Below are 17851 nucleotides of genomic sequence, written 5' to 3'. Positions count from 1 at the left end.
GACTATCGCTTTAATACAAGGAAACCTTGAGTTTTGTTTAAAATAGTTTCACCCTCTATTTGTATATTGAAGAAGTAAGTACCAGATGGAAGTATATCCGCTCCCATTTTGGTTTTCATATTGGCGGTTCCCGAGAAAATGTGGGATGCATTATCATAATTTTCAATTTGAAAAACCATATCGCCCCAACGGTTATAAATGGTGACAATATTTTGCGGATAATATTCTATATGTTCAATATGCCAATAGTCATTTATACCATCTCCATTTGGTGAGAATCCGTATTTTGTATCATCTTCCGGTACTAAAGTGGTAAAGGTAAATTGATTACAATCCATTGCGTCTCCAACAGTATTATAGGCCGTTATGGTTACATGGATTTCAGTGCCAAAAGGGAATTCTTCAGGGTGGGTATAGCTTGTTTCCGTACCCATATCCAAATTGTCCACCAAGTCATTATTTTGTGGTGAAGTACCAATAGATATACGATAACCATCTGTTTTTTCTACTTCGTTCCATGTTATAACACTTTCCAACGGAACATCGCGTTCCCCATTTGCAGGGGATACTATTGTGGCACAATCCGGAGCTATCCTGCCGGTTTCAAAGCTATCATACGAGCAATTTTGAGCATCTCCCGATGTATTGTATGGAATTATACTTACATAGATCATTGTTTCCGATGGAAGATTTTCTGCGAACGTGTAGCTCGTCAAAGATGCAACATCTTCGTTTTCAACAATATCCGTACCGTTGGGTGTTGTACCTACGGATATTCTATAACCATCGGCATCAAGCACATTGTTCCATTCTATATCTGTAGTAACGGGGATATTTATTCCATTTTGCAATGGTGCAATTAGATCGGTACATACAGGTAAAGGGCGTATGGTAAAACTTTCGGGAGAGCATCCCGCTGCAATTCCAAGTTCATTGTAGGGAACTATGGTAACCGTTACAGTTTCTCCCTCATTAAAATTCTGAGGAAATGTGTACGACGTATCTGTAATGTCCAAATTGTCAACATTGTTGATCGTGCTAGAATCTGCCGTTACTGTTAGCCTATAACCGTTTGCATAGGGGTCCGCATTCCAGGATATTTCATTTACCTGTGCCAACACTTGGCCATTTTCCGGAGAATTAAGATTGGTACAGTTAGGAATTGGTTTTATCGTGAAGCTTTCTGCTGGGCAGTTTATAGCTTCACCGGCATCGTTGTAGGGAGTAATGGAAACGGTAACCGTTTCCTCTTGCTCAAATTCGTTAGGGAACGTATAGGTGTTGCCAGAAGTTATGTCAAGATCTATAACATTGTTTACTGTACTACTGCTCGCCGTTACTGAAAGTCTATACCCCACAGCTGTATCAATGGGCATCCATTCCAAGGTTGGGTCAACAGGTAGGTCAATTGCACCATTTACAGGTGATATTAAGTTGGTACATACCGGTACGGACTCTATGGTAAAACGTTCCGTAGCACAGCCAATGGCGTTTCCTGATTCATTATAAGGAACAATTTGTACGGATACCGTTTCACCTTGGTCAAAACTGGAATTAAAAGTATACGAGGTATCCGTAGTTTTAAGTTGGGTTATATTATTTGCAGTACTGGCACCTGCGGTTACTGATACAAAATATCCGATCGCATCGCTCACTGCATTCCATGAAATTGAAGTATTCAAATCTACATTTGTAGCTTCATTTAGCGGTGCGCTTAAGGTTGTACAACTAGGTACAGGTTTAATGGTAAAAGATTCTGAATTACACCCTATGGCATCACCTGAAGTATTATAAGGTATTACGGTTACCGTTACGTTTTCCCCTTGTTCAAAATCATTGAGGAAATTATAGGAATTACCTGTGGTAACATTGGTATCCGTTAAATTATTTGCCGTACTGTTACTGGCCGTTACTGTTAATTTGTAACCTTCGGCACCTATAACGGGTGCCCATTCTATATTGGTGTCCGTGTTAACATCTACCGCATTGGAAAGAGGTTCTGTTAACGTTGTACAATTTGGTCTAGGTGGTGGAACAATGGTAAAGCTTTCTGGGGTACAAGGGCCTACCGCATCACCAAAACTATTGTAAGGAACAATGGTCACGGTAACCGTTTCCCCTTGTTCAAAGTTATTGGGAAAGTTATAGGTAGTTCCTGAAGATATGTCTAGCCCCATAACATTGTTTGCTGTAGTAATACTAGCGTTTACCGTTAACTTATAACCAACTGCACCGGCAGTAGCATTCCATTCAATACCTGTATCTACGGGTACATTGACCGCTAAATTTGCAGGGCTTGATAGGCTTGTGCACTGGGGAGGACCGTTGGTGGTAAAACGTTCTTCGCTACATGTTGGATTGCCGTTGTCGTTATAAGGAGTTATAGTAACAAAAATTGTAGTATTCTCTGGCAAGTCTGTTGCTAGGTCATAGGTAATGACGTTACCTACGTCTCCGGAAAAAATATCCGAACCACCCGATGAAGTTCCTACGGTCAGTAAATACCCTGTAGCCGAGGTCTGTTCTACCCAGGTTAGATTGGTGCTTGGATCAACACCGATAGCATTGTTACTTGGTGAGGTCAACATGGTACATGGAGGGGGAATACTGGAATCTCCCGTAGTAAAAGTCTCTTCCGTACAGTTAGCGGCATCACCTTCCAAATTATACGGTGTAATCGTTACATAATGTAATCTTCCTTCCTGCAGGTCTACAGGAATATCATAGGTAGTAACATTGCCTACATCTATATTGTTCACAACTTCATTTCCTCCGGCAGTGGTACCAACTTTGACCAAATATCCTGTAGCATTATTTATGGCGTTCCAAGTCAAATGAGTGTCTTTAGCAACATCAACGGCACCATTAAGGGGCAGTGTTAGATTGGTACAGGTAGGAGGTACGGGAATTATTTCTGTGTGGAATACTTCTTCTGTACAAGTGGCGTTGCCCTCATCATTATATGGGGTAATAGTAACATAAATATCACTGTCCTCCGGTAGATCTGTGGTAAATTCGTAATGTATGGTATTGCCCACATCCAATCCGTTCAAGATATCAGTAGCTCCGGACGATGTACCCACATTTAATAGGTAGCCATCTGCATTGGAAATAGGGTTCCAACTTAAATCTGTGCCTACGGAAATGTCATTGGCTCCGTTTAAGGGAGCTGTCATGGAAGTACATTCAGGTATAGTTGCGGGATCATTGGATATGGTAAAGCTTTCTTCTGTACACGGACCAACGGCTTCCCCTTCATCGTTAAAAGGAATTAAAGTTACAAATATGATATCCCCTGTATTGAAATTGGTTGCAAATTCATAGGATGTTTCGTTGATAATAGTTTCATTGTCCACGATATCATTACCTCCTGCAGAGGTGCCTACGGTTAATCGATATCCTTGGGCAAACAAAGTGGGTTCCCAGGTAATGTTCGTATTTACCGGTACATCTGTATCGCCATTTAATGGGGACGCCAGTAATGTACACTCGGGTATAGGGCAATCGCGAACATCCAAATCAAATGTCCAACCAAAGTTGGTCATGATGGACAATCTTTCTTCTTGGGCATCACAATAGGGTAATCCTTGCGCACCTAACGTAATTCCATTGGTAAGGGTTTGATCAGACCAAGCAATTAAAGTGTTGTCGTAATTTTCCCTGGTTAGCGCCGTATTGTCCAACATATCGGTCATGTTGTTGACTCCACTAATATCCCAATCTCCCAGATATTGGTTAAAAGTAGTTGCATTATAAAAAGCGGAGCGCATACTTACATCACCTAAATTCCATAAATCCATAGCTTGATTATAAGCGGTAGCGTCCCTAAACATATAATCCATGTTACTCACACCGGAAACACGCCAATTATTGAGATTTTGGTTAAAAGAGCTAGCTCCATTGAACATATTTTGCATGGTAGTGACCCCACGAACGTTCCAACCCGCTATATTTTCATTAAAACTTGTTGCGTTTTGGAACATGCTGCTCATTGTATTTACAGATGCCACGTTCCAACTGTTCAAGGACCTGTTGAACGCATATGCCTCCCTAAACATATTTGCCATGGTGGTTACATAAGTTACGTTCCAGGAATCAATATCTTGGTCGAAAGTATTTGCCCCATAAAACATAGAGGCCATATTTTTGGCTTTTTCGGTATTCCAATTATTTAAGGGTTGGTTGAACACTGCAGCATTTTGGAACATTGATTCAAAATTGGTAACCACAAAAACATTCCAATTGTTCATAGGTTGATTATATGCCTCGGCATCTTCAAACATGGACTCCATTAATGTTACGGAACTTACGTTCCAGTTGTCAAGAGGTTGGTTAAAAATAATAGCATCTTCAAACATAGCGCTCATATTGGCCACTGCACTTACATCCCAATTGTTTAAGGGCTGGTTAAAACTTTGGGTGCCCCTGAACATGCCACTCATATTCACTACTGAATTTACATCCCAATTATTTAGTGCTTGGTTGTATGAGGTGGCGTAATTGAACATATAGGACATGCTGATAACATTGGTTACGTTCCAGCTTTCAATATTTTGATTAAAGGAAGTTGCAGAGCTGAACATTGAGGACATATTGGTAACATTGTCTACGGTCCAATCGTTAAGCGGTTGGTCAAATACACTGGCACCATAAAACATAGATGACATATTGGTTACTTTAGAAACATCCCATGAGTTTAAAGGTTGGTTAAATGCTTTAGCACTATAGAACATACCACTGGTAAGGGTAACATTGCCTACGTCCCAATTATCAATATTTTGATTAAATAGTTCTGCATCATAGAACATTTCATGCATATTGGTTACCGATGAAACATCCCAATTATCCAAAGGTTGGTTAAAGACATCTGCTCTTTGGAACATTTGGCGCATAGAGGTTACGGAGGATACATTCCAATTGTTCAATGGTTGGTTATAATTGTCCGTATTGGAGAACATGTTATACATACTGGTAACGTTTGATACATCCCAACCATTAATATTTTGATTGAATTCATTTGCGGTATCAAACATATTGTCCATTCTGGTAACATTACTTACATTCCAGGTATCCATGGGCTGGTTGTAAATGTATGCTTGGTAAAACATAGCGCTCATGTCCGTAACATTGCTTACATCCCAATTATTGATGTTGGTATTGAACAAAGTTGCTCTTCTGAACATACTTCGCATGTCTGTTACCATAGACAAGTTAGGGGTATCCGTAGCATTATACTCCATATTCTCACAGAAGTAAAATGTTTGTCGCATACTTTCCCATACCTGCGATCCCCATTGGTCCATTGAAATTAATTTAAGGTTGTCCCTGTTGGAGGAGGCATGGTAAAATGATGGAAAATCTCCTATAATAGATATGGTATATATATCTGGGGCCAAATAGGTATGGGTAATATCACTACTTACATTATTGTTATATTGTCCATCTCCCCAATCTATATTAAAATCATAATCCAAGCTGCTTAACAATTGTAATCTATATTGATTAGTGGCCGTAGACTGGGTATCTAAATTTCTGGTATCGATCGTGAATTTAAACGCATTGGGATTATTGACCCAACTTTCAACAACGGTAAAACTAATCTCCTGGCATCCTGTGGCAGGGCCTTCGCTGTTATACGGAACTACGGTTACAAATACCGTATCCCCAGCCAAAAACTCATTGGTGAAACTTACGCCCACTACATTTCCAATATCATAATTGTTTGCAGGGTTGCCGTTAATACTTACATAACTTCTTGTACCACCTCTTTCAACTTCTATGGTAACCCTATAACCATTTGCATTTGGGGCAGGGTCCCAACGTATATCACTATTAGCAGGAGTAGCGGTATCACTGGCATGTGGCATGGTAATATCCGTACAAAGTACGTAAGAGCAGTTTACGGCATCTCCTAAAATGTTCCATCCATCATCATCGATCAAACTCTGCCGTTGTGGTAAGGCATCACAATATTGTAGATTGGTTGCGCCTAAGGTTAATCCTGAACGTACCGTTTGGTTGGACCAAGCGGTAAGGATGGCATCATAATTTTCTTGGGAGATACCACTGTTAGATAGCATATTACCCAAATTGGTAACGGAACTTATATCCCAAACCCCAAGGTTTTGATTAAACGCGGAAGCATTGTTAAATGCGCTTCCCATGTTGGTTACCTTACTTACGTCCCAGTTGTTGAGAGGGTGGTTATATATAGAATTACCGGAAAAAATAAATGAAATATTGGTAAGGCTGCTCGTTGTCCAATCATTTAAGGGTTGGTCAAAACCATCATTTTGTTGAAACATGTATTGCATGTTGCTTACATTGCTAACGTCCCAATTGTTCAAGGGTTGGTTAAAGGCGTCTGCATTGCGGAACATTTGTGACATGTTGGTCACTGATGAAACGTTCCAGTTATTGATATTTTGGTTGAACGTAGTGCTATTGTAGAACATAGAGCTCATATCCGTTACGTTGCTAACGTCCCAATTGTTCAAAGGCTGGTTAAATGACGTAGAGGTAGGGGATGAAGTTCCTGCAAACATAGATTGCATGGTCGTTACTGCAGATACGTCCCAATCATTCAACGGTTGGTCAAAAAGTCTTGCATTACGGAACATTTGGGCCATGTTGGTAACATTGCTTACATCCCAATTGCTCAAAGGTTGATTAAAATTTGGGGTATCGGCAAACATTTGCTGCATAGAGGTTACCTTGGCAACATCCCAGTCGTTCATAGGATAACTAATGGCAGATTCGTGAAACATACGGGTCATATCTGTAACATTGCCTACCTGCCATGAGCTAAGGTCCTGGTTAAAGTCGTTGGTCCTGAAGAACATTAAGTTCATATCTGTAACTTGGCTTACGTCCCAATTGCCCAAAGGTTGATTGAATTTTCTACAGGCAACGAACATACCGGCCATGTCCGTAACTTGACTAACGTTCCAGTTACTGATGTTTTGGTTAAAGTTCACACAGGAATAGAACATATCTTTCATGGTGGAAACTGCAGATGTATTCCAATTGTCCAATGGTTCGTTGAACGATGAACAGTTTTTAAATGTTTCAGACATATCGGTAACCAAGTTCGTCGTCCAGTTGTCCAATGGCCTATTAAATACGGAGCAACTTGCAAACATTCCTGATATATCCGTTACGTTGTTCACATCCCAAGAATTAACAATTCCGTTAAATGAATAACATTCCCTAAACATATTTTTTAAACTGCTTACTTGGGATAGGTCGGGAGCGGCTATAGCATCAAAATTTAGGTTTTCACATCCAAAAAAGGCGTTTTCCATACTTTGCCATTGAATATTTCCCCAATCTAAAATTTCTATGATTTTATTTCTATCTCCGGTATCATTAAAATATATAGCGGGAAAACTACCGCTGATTTTTATGGTATAGGTTCCAGAGGTGGCATACGTGTGTAATATATTGCCGGTTACATTGGCATCTGAAGTACCATCTCCCCAATCTACATTATAATTATATGTGGTATATGCAGGGTTGGTAGGAATGCTGACTTCATTGTTCCCCGAAGAGCCCGAACTACTATTAGTGGTAGTCCAAATGGTCGTAAATTCTTGGGAGGATAGGTTTATGCTTATGAATAAAAGTAAGAGGGATATAACTTTCGTTAAGTTAGGCATGTTGTTGGTTTTGTACGATGTATTATCATCAAATATGATAATGAACGCTAAGTGTTAAAATTATTTGTTGTGTAAGGGCAAATAATAAGTGTGAACCTTAACAATACTGTTGAACTTGGTCAAAATCAAAATATTATATGAGGTTCGTTATTGCTTAAGGGATAGAATTTTACGCAATAGAATCAGTATGGGTTTTGAACATGGTATATTTTAGGGTCAGCTAAAATAATTTTAATGTCTAATACCCAAGATTTAAATACACCTACATTTAATTTTAGACATCTACCAAGGTTAATGGTAGATACCTTTAAGGCATGGATGGCTAAAGAACCATTTCAAATAAGTGCCGTAATCGCTTATTACGCTATACTTTCATTACCGGGTCTTTTAATATTGATTTTGGAACTGGTAGGAGGTATATGGGGAAAAGAAATTGTGCGAGGAGAATTATTCGCCGAGATTTCATCTGCTATGGGGCCGGAAACCGCACAATCTATCCAAGAAATGATTGCAGATAGAGGTAGCGAAAATACCTCCGTAATTGCCACGATTTTAGGGGTTGGGGTTCTCATTTATGGTGCGACCGGAGTATTTTATCAATTACAAAATGCGTTGAACGATATTTGGAATGCAAAACCAAAATATACCAATGAAGTACTTTCTACACTTTTCATGCGGTTGAAAGGATTTGGTTTCATACTTATATTTGGTTTTTTATTGCTTATAAGTTTTGTACTTACTTCATTTTTATCCGCTTTTTCAGCTCATTTGTCCAGATTGTTGCCAGAAGGCATGTTAGCTTTGGGTTTTGTTTTGGATATTCTATTGTCACTCACATTTATCTACTTGTTGTTTGGCGCAATGTTCAAGTATTTGCCCAGTACCCATGTACGTTGGAAGGCGGTTAAAGTAGGGGCCGCATTGACCACTTTTTCATTTTTAATTGGAAAATATGCTTTGGCTTTCTATTTTGGAAAGGCAGAGCCTGGGTCAACCTATGGAGCCGCCGGAAGCATAATTTTGGTCATGCTCTGGGTTTCGTACTCTAGCTTGATCGTTACATTTGGTGCACAATTCACCAAAATATATTCGGACAAATATGTGAAAAGGGACTAGACCTTTTTCATCTTTTCCGCAATTTCTTTTAGGCACAAGTTACCTAAACTTCCTTCATGGGTATGATGTATATCCCTTTTTGGTGAAAATGTACCTTCCTGAATTTCCATACCCATTTTTTTATAGGCATCCCTAAACGGCATACCATTTTGCACATGCTCGTTAAGGGTGTCCACACTAAATAGATAGTCATATTTAGGGTCTTCCAAAATAGCAGTGTTAACTTGTATTTCCTTAAGGCTGAAAGTAAGTATTTCAATACAGGCTTTCATATCTTGAATGGCAGGTACAATAATTTCCTTTACCAATTGTAGGTCCCTATGATAACCGCTGGGAAGATTGTTGATGACTAATGTCAATTGATTGGGAATGGATTGGAGTTTGTTGCATTTACCCCTTATCAATTCAAATACATCCGGATTTTTTTTGTGCGGCATTATACTTGAGCCTGTGGTCAACTCGTCCGGAAAAGAAATAAAATTAAAGTTCTGACTCATGTAAAGACATATGTCCATAGCCATTTTAGAGAGGGTTGCGGCAATATTTGCCAAACCAAAGGCTGCAGCTTTTTCTGCTTTTCCACGGCTCATTTGAGCTGCTACAACATTATATTTCATTGTTTCAAAGCCCATTTCCTTAGTGGTGAAACTACGGTCTATATCAAAAGAGCTGCCATATCCTGCGGCACTTCCCAACGGGTTTTGGTCCGCTACTTTAAAAGCGGCCTCTATAAAATATAGGTCGTCTATTAAACTTTCAGCATAGGCAGAGAACCAAAGCCCAAAAGAGGATGGCATGGCTATTTGTAGGTGGGTATAACCAGGCAATAGTACCTCCTTGTGTTCTTCCGCCTTTACTATCAAAAGGTTGAACAAGGACTTTGTCATTGACTTAATTTCTTTCAGTTCATCTTTTAAATAAAGATGCATGGCCACTAAAACCTGATCGTTTCTTGATCGTGCGGTATGTATTTTTTTACCGGTATCCCCTAGGCTCAAAGTAAGCATGTATTCAATTTTTGAATGCATGTCCTCAAAGGATTTTTCTATGGAAAACGTACCTTTTTCAATTCTGGCAGCAATTAAATCTAGCTCATCTACCAATTCCTTGGTTTCTTTAGTGGTCAACAAACCAATTTTGCCTAGCATTTTAGCATGGGCTTTTGAGGCTATGACATCATATTTTGCCAAGTGAAGGTCTAACTCCCTATCATTGCCCACTGTAAAATGGTCTATTTTTTTATCCGTGCTAAATCCTTTATCCCAAAGTTTCATAATTCAATTTCAATTAGTAGTTCAAATATCATATTTAAATATGCTATCCGTACAGTATGGTATGTTAATTCTAAGAGAACTGCCTATTGCAAAAATCCTTTTAATAATTTAATATACAAATCTATGCCTTCCTCAATTTCATGAACATAAATAAATTCATTGGCAGAATGGGAACGTGTACTATCACCTGGTCCTAATTTTAAGGATTGACAACTTAATGCCGCCTGATCGGACAGGGTGGGAGAGCCGTAAGTGGACCTTCCCAACGCAATACCGGATTGTACCAAAGGATGGTCCTTGTCTATTTTAGAAGAGTTTAAACGTAAAGACCGTTCCTTGATAGAACAAGGGGCCTCTTTCTTCAAAATATCTGCTATTTCCTTATTGGAATATGCATCGTTAACCCGTACGTCTATGACTAAATCTACATGTGCAGGCACCACGTTGTGCTGGGTACCGGCATTAATTTGGGTAACGGTCAATTTTACATCTCCAAGTGCCTCTGACGTTTTTTTGAATTTATAATTCTTGAACCAATTGAGTGCATCAATTGTATTATAGATTGCATTGTCCGTATTAGGATGTGCGGCATGTGATGGGGTACCTTTTACCACAGCATCAAAAACTACCAAACCTTTTTCCGCTATGGCTAACTGCATAAGGGTAGGTTCTCCAACAATGGCCACGTCAATTGGTGGAAGTTTGGGCAATAGCCCCCTAAGACTATTTTCCCCGGCATTTTCCTCTTCTGCGGAAGCCACCATTAAAATGTTATGGTTGAGGTTTTCGGCCTCGTAAAAATTAATGAATGTAGCCAAAAGTGATACCAATGGTCCGCCGGCATCATTACTTCCAAGTCCAAATAACTTACCATCCTCTATATGAGGGTCAAACGGATTTTTGGTATAGGCCGTATTTGGTTTTACCGTATCATGGTGAGAGTTTAGGAGCAGTGTTGGTTTACTATCATCCCAATATTTATTTTTGGCAATAACGTTGTTTATATCTCTCTCGGTTGGGATATTATAACTGGCCAACCAAGCCTGTATGGCAGCTGCGGTCTTATCCTCTTCTTTGGAGAAAGATTCTATTGCAATTAAATTTTTAAGTAATTCAAGTGCGCTTTTCGTAAGTTGTTCTTGATTCATTTTAAAGCGTTATGGTAGTGAACAGTTCTGCGTTTTTTTGGAGCATGCCCACATCTCCCAAGCATACCTTTGCAACATTGTGTTCTAATGCATGAAAGCAGTTATGTAGCTTGGGCAACATGCCATCGGCAATGATACCTTTGTCCAAAAGTTCCTTATAGGTTGTTGTGTTTATATGTTCTATGACCGAATTTTCGTCCTCTATATGCATTAAAACCCCTTTTTTCTCAAAACAATAATATAGTATAACTTCATAATAAGATGCCATTGCAATGGAAATTTCAGCGGCTATGGTATCTGCGTTGGTATTTAGTAACTGACCTTTTCCATCATGGGAAATAGCACAGAAAACAGGTGTGATTCCTGTACCCAATAAATTAGCGATCATTTTGGAATTTATCCCGTCAATATCGCCAACAAAACCATAATCTATCTCTTTGACAGGTCTTTTATGAGCTTGAATGCTATTGCCGTCCGCGCCGCTCATACCTAAGGCATTAATACCTTTGGACTGAAGTTGGGCTACAATTTTTTTATTGGCTAAACCAGCATACACCATGGTAATGACATCTACGGTTTCTTTGTCCGTAATACGTCTGCCATCTACCATATTAGATGGTATGCCCAATCTAGTGGCCAATTTGGTGGCTAATTTTCCACCTCCATGAATCAATACTTTTGGTCCTTTTAATTTAGAAAAGGAATTCAAAAATTGGTCTAGGGCATGGTCATCCTCAATAACGTTACCACCAATTTTAACTATGGAAACTACTTCTTTCATGTTATGTGTTTATTTTACCTCCATCAATGGTCATTGCAGAACCTGTAATCCAAGACGCATCTTCAGAAACCAGGAACAACGCTAGGTTGGCAACATCACTAGCTTTTCCAAGCCTATTTAAAAGTGTACTCTTGCCGGCATTTTCCACGGCCTTGGAAGGATCGTTGAACGCTTTGGCGGAATCATGTAGCAATGGGGTGTCTACAGGTCCTGGACACATGGCATTTACCCTTATGGTTGGGGCGTACTCTACCGCCATTTGGCGCATTAAGGCAAGAGAACCTGCCTTTGAGGCACAATATGCCGGATGTTGCGGAAAACTTTTATAGGCGGCTATAGAGGCATTGATAAGTATTGAACTTACCGGTTGCTTTTGCAATTCTGGAATAGCATATTTTGAAAGGAGAAATATAGAGGAAAGGTTGGTATGTAACGTGGTATTCCATACGTGTTCCTCTAAATCTGTGACACTACCTATACCTAAAATTCCGGCATTCAAGGAAAGGATATCCAATCTTCCAAATCGTTCCACGGCCAACCGCACAAGTTGTTCGTTATAGGCACCAATGCTTACATCACCACTTAAAAACAGGGCCCGATTTCCTAGTTCCTTTGCCAACTTTTTACCACGTTCAATATTCCTGCCGGATAATACAACGCTGGCGCCATTGGCAACAAAGGATCTTGCAATGGCTTTGCCCATGCCGCTGGTTGCCCCTGTTACTATCGCTACCTTATGTTCAAGTTTATGGCCCACGTTAGTCTTTTAAATTCTCCAGTATTTTTTTTAGTACCAACTGCGCCGCATAGGTCCTATTGTTTGCCTGCTCAATGACCAAAGATTGGTCACTGTCCAAAACTTCATCTGCTACCACTACATTTCTACGTACGGGTAGGCAATGCATAAATTTTGCCTTGCCTAATTTCTTAAGCGTCATTTGCCAGTTTGGGTCTTGCGATTTTATTTGACCATAATCGTTATAGCTGCTCCAGTTTTTTACATAAACAAAATCGGCGTTTTCTAAAGCTTTTTCTTGGTCGTGCTCAATAGTACAATCTTTTGTGATGTTTGGGTCTAGTTCATATCCTTTTGGGTGGGTGATTACAAATTCCGCATGTTGTTTCTGCATCATTTGCACAAAGGAATTGGCTACGGCGTGCGGTAAGGATCTAGGGTGGGGAGCCCAAGATAAGACCACTTTAGGATTGTTTTTAAAATTATGTTCTTCCATGGTAATGGCATCGGTAAGGGCCTGTAACGGATGCCCAACGGAACTTTCCATGTTAACGATGGGAACATTGGCATATTTTTTAAATCCGTTCAATACTTCTTCCGCTTCATCTAGTTTCTTATCTACCAAACCGGCAAATGCACGTATGGCAATGATATCACAATATTGGGAAATTACTTGCGCCGCCTCTTTTATATGTTCAGATGTGCCTTGGTCCATAATAGTGCCATCGGCATATTCCAACGCCCACCCTTCGCTTCCAAAATTCATTACAATCACGTCCATACCCAAATTCATTGCGGCCTTTTGTGTGCTTAATCGTGTACGTAGAGAATTGTTGAAAAATAGGAGTCCGATCGTCTTATCGCTACCAAGTTTCTTAAATTTTTTAGGGTCTTTTTTTAATGATATGGCTTCTTTTACCCAATTGGACAAAACATCTATATCATTTATGGAAAGGTAATTCTTCATGCTTTTATTTTTGTAAATACACTTTTGTTTTCAATAGCATCTATTATGAAATTATCCGTAAGGCCATTGGTGATCCAAGTTTCTATGCCTGCGTTTCTGGCAATTGTTGCGGCATCTATCTTAGACTGCATACCCCCGGTACCGTGTGTGGATTTAGAGTCGCCAATTTCTTGGCTCAACTCATCAAGATCGGATACACTCGTAATGGTTTTGGGAGTATTGCTGGCCAACGAGACCTTAGTGTAAATACCATCCGTATTGGTCGCGATTATTAAAATATCTGCTGCAAGAAGGGCAGCGGTTAGACCGGCCAATTTATCATTGTCCCCAAACTTGATTTCATCTGTGGCAACGGTATCGTTCTCGTTGATTATGGGGATAAAGTTATTGGCGACCAAAACGTTAATAGTGTTCTTAATATTTATTTTTGAACCTTCTTTTTCAAAGTCAGAATAGGATAAAAGGCATTGGGAGGTAAATAAGCCCAATTCACGGAAATTTTCCTGGAAAATCCTCATAAGATGTGGTTGTCCTATGGATGCAAGAGCTTGCTTGACATTAATTTCCTCGCCATTATGTTCTAGTTTTACAAATTGCTTTGCTGCGGCTATAGCTCCGGAACTCACAATGATGAATTCATATTGGTCCTTTAATGCCGCAATTTGCCTTCCTATATCCTCAATTTTACCACGAGAAATATGGTCAGTATCCTTGGTTAGGGTATTGGAACCAATTTTTAATAAAATTCTCTTTTTCAACATGCTTCTTTGCTTTTAGTCTTAACTATTAGCCCTTTTTTAGGTTTCGATTGCGCATAACCCGATACTATTATTATTTATTTTACGAACAACGAACAACGAACAACGAACAACGAACAACGAACAACGAACAACGAACAACGAACAACGAACAACGAACAACGAACAACGAATCACTTATCTAACCTGTCCGTTTCCTTTTACATACCATTTATTAGTCACCAAATGCTGCAAGCCTATAGGGCCGCGTTGGTGTAACTTATCCGTACTGATAGCAAGCTCACCACCTAGTCCAAATTGCCCACCGTCCGTAAATCTGGTAGATGCATTGTGGTATACTGCGGCACTATCCACAGATTGCATAAAAACCGATGCTTCTTCTTCATTTACGGTTATTATGGCAGCCGAATGGCCACCTCCATACGTATTGATGTGTTGTATGGCCTCATCTACATCAGGTACTTGTCCTATTACAATTTTGTAATCTAAAAATTCCTCATGCCAAATTGATTCATTGTCCATTTTGGTCGTTCCTTCCAAGCCTGCCAATTTTGCGTCGGTAATGATATCCACGTTATATTTTCTTAGGGTCTGTACCAAATGATTTAAGAATTCCATTTTTCGAGGTAAATCTCTGGAAATAATCACTTTATCCACGGCGTTGCAAGCGGAAATTTTAGTGGTCTTGGCATTTACAATGACATCGAGTGCCATTTGCAGGTCTGCCTCATGTGAGACATAGACAAAATTATTGCCCCGTCCGCTCACAATAACTGGACATTGTGCATGTGTCTTAACAAAAGCAATGAGTTTTTCACCACCCCTTGGTACGATCAAATCTAGTTTTTGGGAAGGGTTTTCCAAAAACCGCTGTGTTTCTTCCCTAGAATAATTTAAATATGTTACCCATTCCTTGGAACAGTCACAGGCCTCTAAGGCCTTATGCCAAAGGTTGACCAGTACCAAATTGGAATTCAACGATTCCTTACCTCCTTTTAATAGTATTTTATTTCCTGATTTGAACGCAATTCCTGCAGCCTCAATAGTAACATCTGGCCGAGATTCGTAAATAATCATTATGGTTCCAAAAGGAGCCGTTCTATTGCTTATCTCCAATCCGTTATCATGGGTAAACTGAAAACGCTCTACATGTAGCGGATCATCCTGTGCGGCCAATTGCTTTAGGGAAAGTATCATTTCCCCCACCTTTTTTTTATTGACCTTTAAACGGTCTGTCATTGCAATGTCCCCAGATTCAAAAGAAGTTAAATCTTTGTCGTTGGCGGATAATAAAATGGATTCTTCTTGCCTTACCAATTCTGCCATGCGCAACAATACCGCATTTCGTTTTTCAAGGCTTAGGATCTTACTCATGATAATGCGGTTTTGAGGGCCACAAAGAATGCATCTAGATGTTGCTCCGTGATATTCAGGGCCGGTAATATTCTTAAAACGGTTTTGTCCTTGGCACCACCAGTAAAGAGATGATGTTCATGTATCAATTTCTTGCGTAATTCCGCTACTTGAAAATCGAACTCCAAACCAAGCATTAAACCTCTTCCTTTTACTCGTTTTACATGTGGTATTTCTGTTGCCTTTTGCCTAAAATAATGTCCAAGCTTTTCTGCATTGGCAATTATATTTTCCTTTTCAATGACTTCCAATACGGCCAAGGTTGCGGTACATGCCAAATGGTTACCTCCAAACGTTGTACCTAACATACCGTATTTAGCTTTAATGCTCTCATGAATTAAAATTCCGCCAACGGGGAAACCGTTGCCCATACCTTTTGCAATGCTGATAATATCCGGCTTAATGTTATGATGTTGAAAACCAAAGAATTTACCGCTTCTGCCAAATCCACATTGTACTTCATCTGCAATTAACATGACATTGTTCTCTTTGCACAAAACGGCCACGTTTTGGTAAAATTCCGTAGTAGGTTCGTCCAGACCGCCAACACCTTGTATAGATTCAATTATAACTGCACAGATATTTTTTTTGACAATTTCATTCTCAAAACTTTTAATATCGTTGAGTGTTAAAAAAGTAACTTTTTGTTGTTGGTTAATAGGAGCGTTGATTGAGGGGTTATCCGTTGCGGCCACCGCGGCCGAGGTACGTCCATGAAAACCATTGTTAAAAGCAATGACCTTGGATTTACCGGTAACAAATGATGCCATTTTTAGGGCATTCTCATTTGCCTCTGCCCCAGAATTGCACATAAATAAGTTATAATCCTCGCAATTGGATACCGCACCCAATTTTTCCGCTAACTCTTCTTGTAATGGATTTTGAACGGCGTTACTGTAAAATCCTATTTTATCCAACTGATCTTTTAGCCGTTTTACATAGTGTGGGTGCGTGTGGCCAATGGAGATTACGGCATGACCGCCATAAAAATCCAAATATTCCTGTCCTTTTTCATCCGTCACTACAATACCTTGAGCAGAGACCGGGGTTACATTATATAAAGGGTAAACGTCAAATAATTTCATATGTTATCACTTTTCGCTAATAGCGCATATTTAATTTTAAGCAGGCATGTTTGTTACGCTCAGCTATTCTTAAACTCGGTAATTTTGTCAAAAGATGCCACTATTCCCCTTATTAGGGATGAGCTTAGTCCTTGGTGCTCCATTTCGTTCAGGCCTTTTATGGTACATCCCATGGGCGTGGTAACCCTATCGATTTCCTCTTCCGGATGATTGCCTGATTCAATAAGAAGGCTTGCAGCTCCGTTACAGGTGTGCATAGCTAATTCCTGTGCTTCATGGGCATCAAACCCTAATTGTATGGCCCCTTGGGTAGTGGCACGTATCAAGCGCATCCAAAAAGCGATCCCACTTGCACAGATAACGGTTGCCGCCTGCATTTGATTTTCAGGAATTTCCATGGAATGTCCCATTCTATTGAAAATTGCCTTTGCAAGCTCTACCCTTTTCTTACCTTTTTCATTACTACAGATGCAGGTCATGGATTTGCCGACCGAAATAGCCGTGTTGGGCATACTCCTAATAATATAATGGTCCTTTCCTATGACGGCCTCGATTTTTGCAATTCCAAAACCGGTAATGGTAGAAATCAACACATGGTTGTCCGTCAATAGATCCTTTACGCTTTCCAAAATTTCAGCAAAATGTACGGGTTGTACGGCAAATATTAAGATATCAGATCGTTGTACGGCCAGTTTATTGTCATCCGTTACGGTAACCTTATCGTATTTTTCAAAATCGGCAATGGACTTTATATCCCGTTTGGTCAAATACATACTGGTGGCGCCATTGCTGTTCAAAATACCCGTGGCTATTGAAAGTCCTAAGTTTCCAGCTCCTATAATTGCTATTTTCATGTTAGTGTCGTTGTTTTATCAAGGGCAGATTAATCGGTACAAAACGGTTACAATATGATGT

The 17851-nt window shown here is 39.7% G+C and carries 11 protein-coding genes; 1 reads left to right on the top strand and 10 read right to left on the bottom strand.

What is annotated here, in order from left to right; translation table 11 throughout:
- Positions 1-2: 2 nt before the first annotated feature.
- Positions 3-7658, bottom strand: a complete 7656-nt coding sequence (locus JM81_RS09455; protein ID WP_144802690.1) for a BspA family leucine-rich repeat surface protein — start codon at positions 7656-7658, stop codon at positions 3-5.
- A gap of 234 nt (positions 7659-7892) precedes the next feature.
- Between JM81_RS09455 and JM81_RS09450 the strand changes: the two genes are divergently transcribed.
- Entirely contained in the window at positions 7893-8774 is an 882-nt protein-coding gene (locus JM81_RS09450; protein ID WP_089260788.1) for a YihY/virulence factor BrkB family protein, read from the top strand.
- On the opposite strand, the gene argH is transcribed toward JM81_RS09450, so the two are convergent.
- The 9 genes from argH to proC form a co-directional block, all read right to left on the bottom strand.
- On the bottom strand, positions 8771-10048 hold the full coding sequence (argH, locus tag JM81_RS09445) for an argininosuccinate lyase (RefSeq protein ID WP_144802688.1): 1278 nt from the start codon (positions 10046-10048) through the stop codon (positions 8771-8773). The genes JM81_RS09450 and argH overlap by 4 nt on opposite strands.
- Before the next feature lie 83 nt (positions 10049-10131).
- On the bottom strand, positions 10132-11196 hold the full coding sequence (locus JM81_RS09440) for a M20 family metallo-hydrolase (protein WP_144802685.1): 1065 nt from the start codon (positions 11194-11196) through the stop codon (positions 10132-10134).
- Between the two features lies 1 nt (position 11197).
- Entirely contained in the window at positions 11198-11977 is a 780-nt protein-coding gene (gene argB / locus JM81_RS09435) for an acetylglutamate kinase (protein ID WP_144802682.1), read from the bottom strand.
- A gap of 1 nt (position 11978) precedes the next feature.
- Positions 11979-12734 carry an SDR family NAD(P)-dependent oxidoreductase gene (locus JM81_RS09430; RefSeq protein ID WP_261375008.1) on the bottom strand — a complete coding sequence of 252 codons (756 nt, stop codon included), beginning with the start codon at positions 12732-12734 and terminating at the stop codon, positions 11979-11981.
- Position 12735: 1 nt separating this feature from the next.
- The gene (locus JM81_RS09425) at positions 12736-13680 is read right to left on the bottom strand and encodes an acetylornithine carbamoyltransferase (RefSeq protein ID WP_144802679.1); all 945 of its coding nucleotides are present in this window, start codon (positions 13678-13680) and stop codon (positions 12736-12738) included.
- On the bottom strand, positions 13677-14441 hold the full coding sequence (proB, locus tag JM81_RS09420; protein ID WP_144802676.1) for a glutamate 5-kinase: 765 nt from the start codon (positions 14439-14441) through the stop codon (positions 13677-13679). The genes JM81_RS09425 and proB overlap by 4 nt, the downstream gene beginning before the upstream one ends.
- Before the next feature lie 174 nt (positions 14442-14615).
- Positions 14616-15812 (bottom strand): glutamate-5-semialdehyde dehydrogenase, encoded by a 1197-nt coding sequence (locus tag JM81_RS09415; protein ID WP_144802672.1) that lies wholly within the window; start codon positions 15810-15812, stop codon positions 14616-14618.
- On the bottom strand, positions 15809-16936 hold the full coding sequence (locus JM81_RS09410; RefSeq protein ID WP_144802670.1) for an aspartate aminotransferase family protein: 1128 nt from the start codon (positions 16934-16936) through the stop codon (positions 15809-15811). The genes JM81_RS09415 and JM81_RS09410 overlap by 4 nt, the downstream gene beginning before the upstream one ends.
- Positions 16937-16995: 59 nt before the next feature.
- Positions 16996-17790 carry a pyrroline-5-carboxylate reductase gene (gene proC, locus JM81_RS09405; protein WP_144802668.1) on the bottom strand — a complete coding sequence of 265 codons (795 nt, stop codon included), beginning with the start codon at positions 17788-17790 and terminating at the stop codon, positions 16996-16998.
- Positions 17791-17851: the final 61 nt, after the last annotated feature.

Source organism: Maribacter sp. MAR_2009_72 (assembly GCF_007827235.1).
Taxonomy (GTDB): domain Bacteria; phylum Bacteroidota; class Bacteroidia; order Flavobacteriales; family Flavobacteriaceae; genus Maribacter; species Maribacter sedimenticola.
This window is presented reverse-complemented; position numbering and strand designations above follow the sequence as displayed.

What these genes read in the sequence shown, in the direction of transcription:
- JM81_RS09455 (WP_144802690.1), bottom strand. Translation starts at nt 7,658, where the DNA reads ATGCCTAACTTAACGAAAGTTATATCCCTCTTACTTTTATTCATAAGC.
- JM81_RS09450 (WP_089260788.1), top strand. Translation starts at nt 7,893, where the DNA reads ATGTCTAATACCCAAGATTTAAATACACCTACATTTAATTTTAGACAT.
- argH (WP_144802688.1), bottom strand. Translation starts at nt 10,048, where the DNA reads ATGAAACTTTGGGATAAAGGATTTAGCACGGATAAAAAAATAGACCAT.
- JM81_RS09440 (WP_144802685.1), bottom strand. Translation starts at nt 11,196, where the DNA reads ATGAATCAAGAACAACTTACGAAAAGCGCACTTGAATTACTTAAAAAT.
- argB (WP_144802682.1), bottom strand. Translation starts at nt 11,977, where the DNA reads ATGAAAGAAGTAGTTTCCATAGTTAAAATTGGTGGTAACGTTATTGAG.
- JM81_RS09425 (WP_144802679.1), bottom strand. Translation starts at nt 13,680, where the DNA reads ATGAAGAATTACCTTTCCATAAATGATATAGATGTTTTGTCCAATTGG.
- proB (WP_144802676.1), bottom strand. Translation starts at nt 14,441, where the DNA reads ATGTTGAAAAAGAGAATTTTATTAAAAATTGGTTCCAATACCCTAACC.
- JM81_RS09415 (WP_144802672.1), bottom strand. Translation starts at nt 15,812, where the DNA reads ATGAGTAAGATCCTAAGCCTTGAAAAACGAAATGCGGTATTGTTGCGC.
- JM81_RS09410 (WP_144802670.1), bottom strand. Translation starts at nt 16,936, where the DNA reads ATGAAATTATTTGACGTTTACCCTTTATATAATGTAACCCCGGTCTCT.
- proC (WP_144802668.1), bottom strand. Translation starts at nt 17,790, where the DNA reads ATGAAAATAGCAATTATAGGAGCTGGAAACTTAGGACTTTCAATAGCC.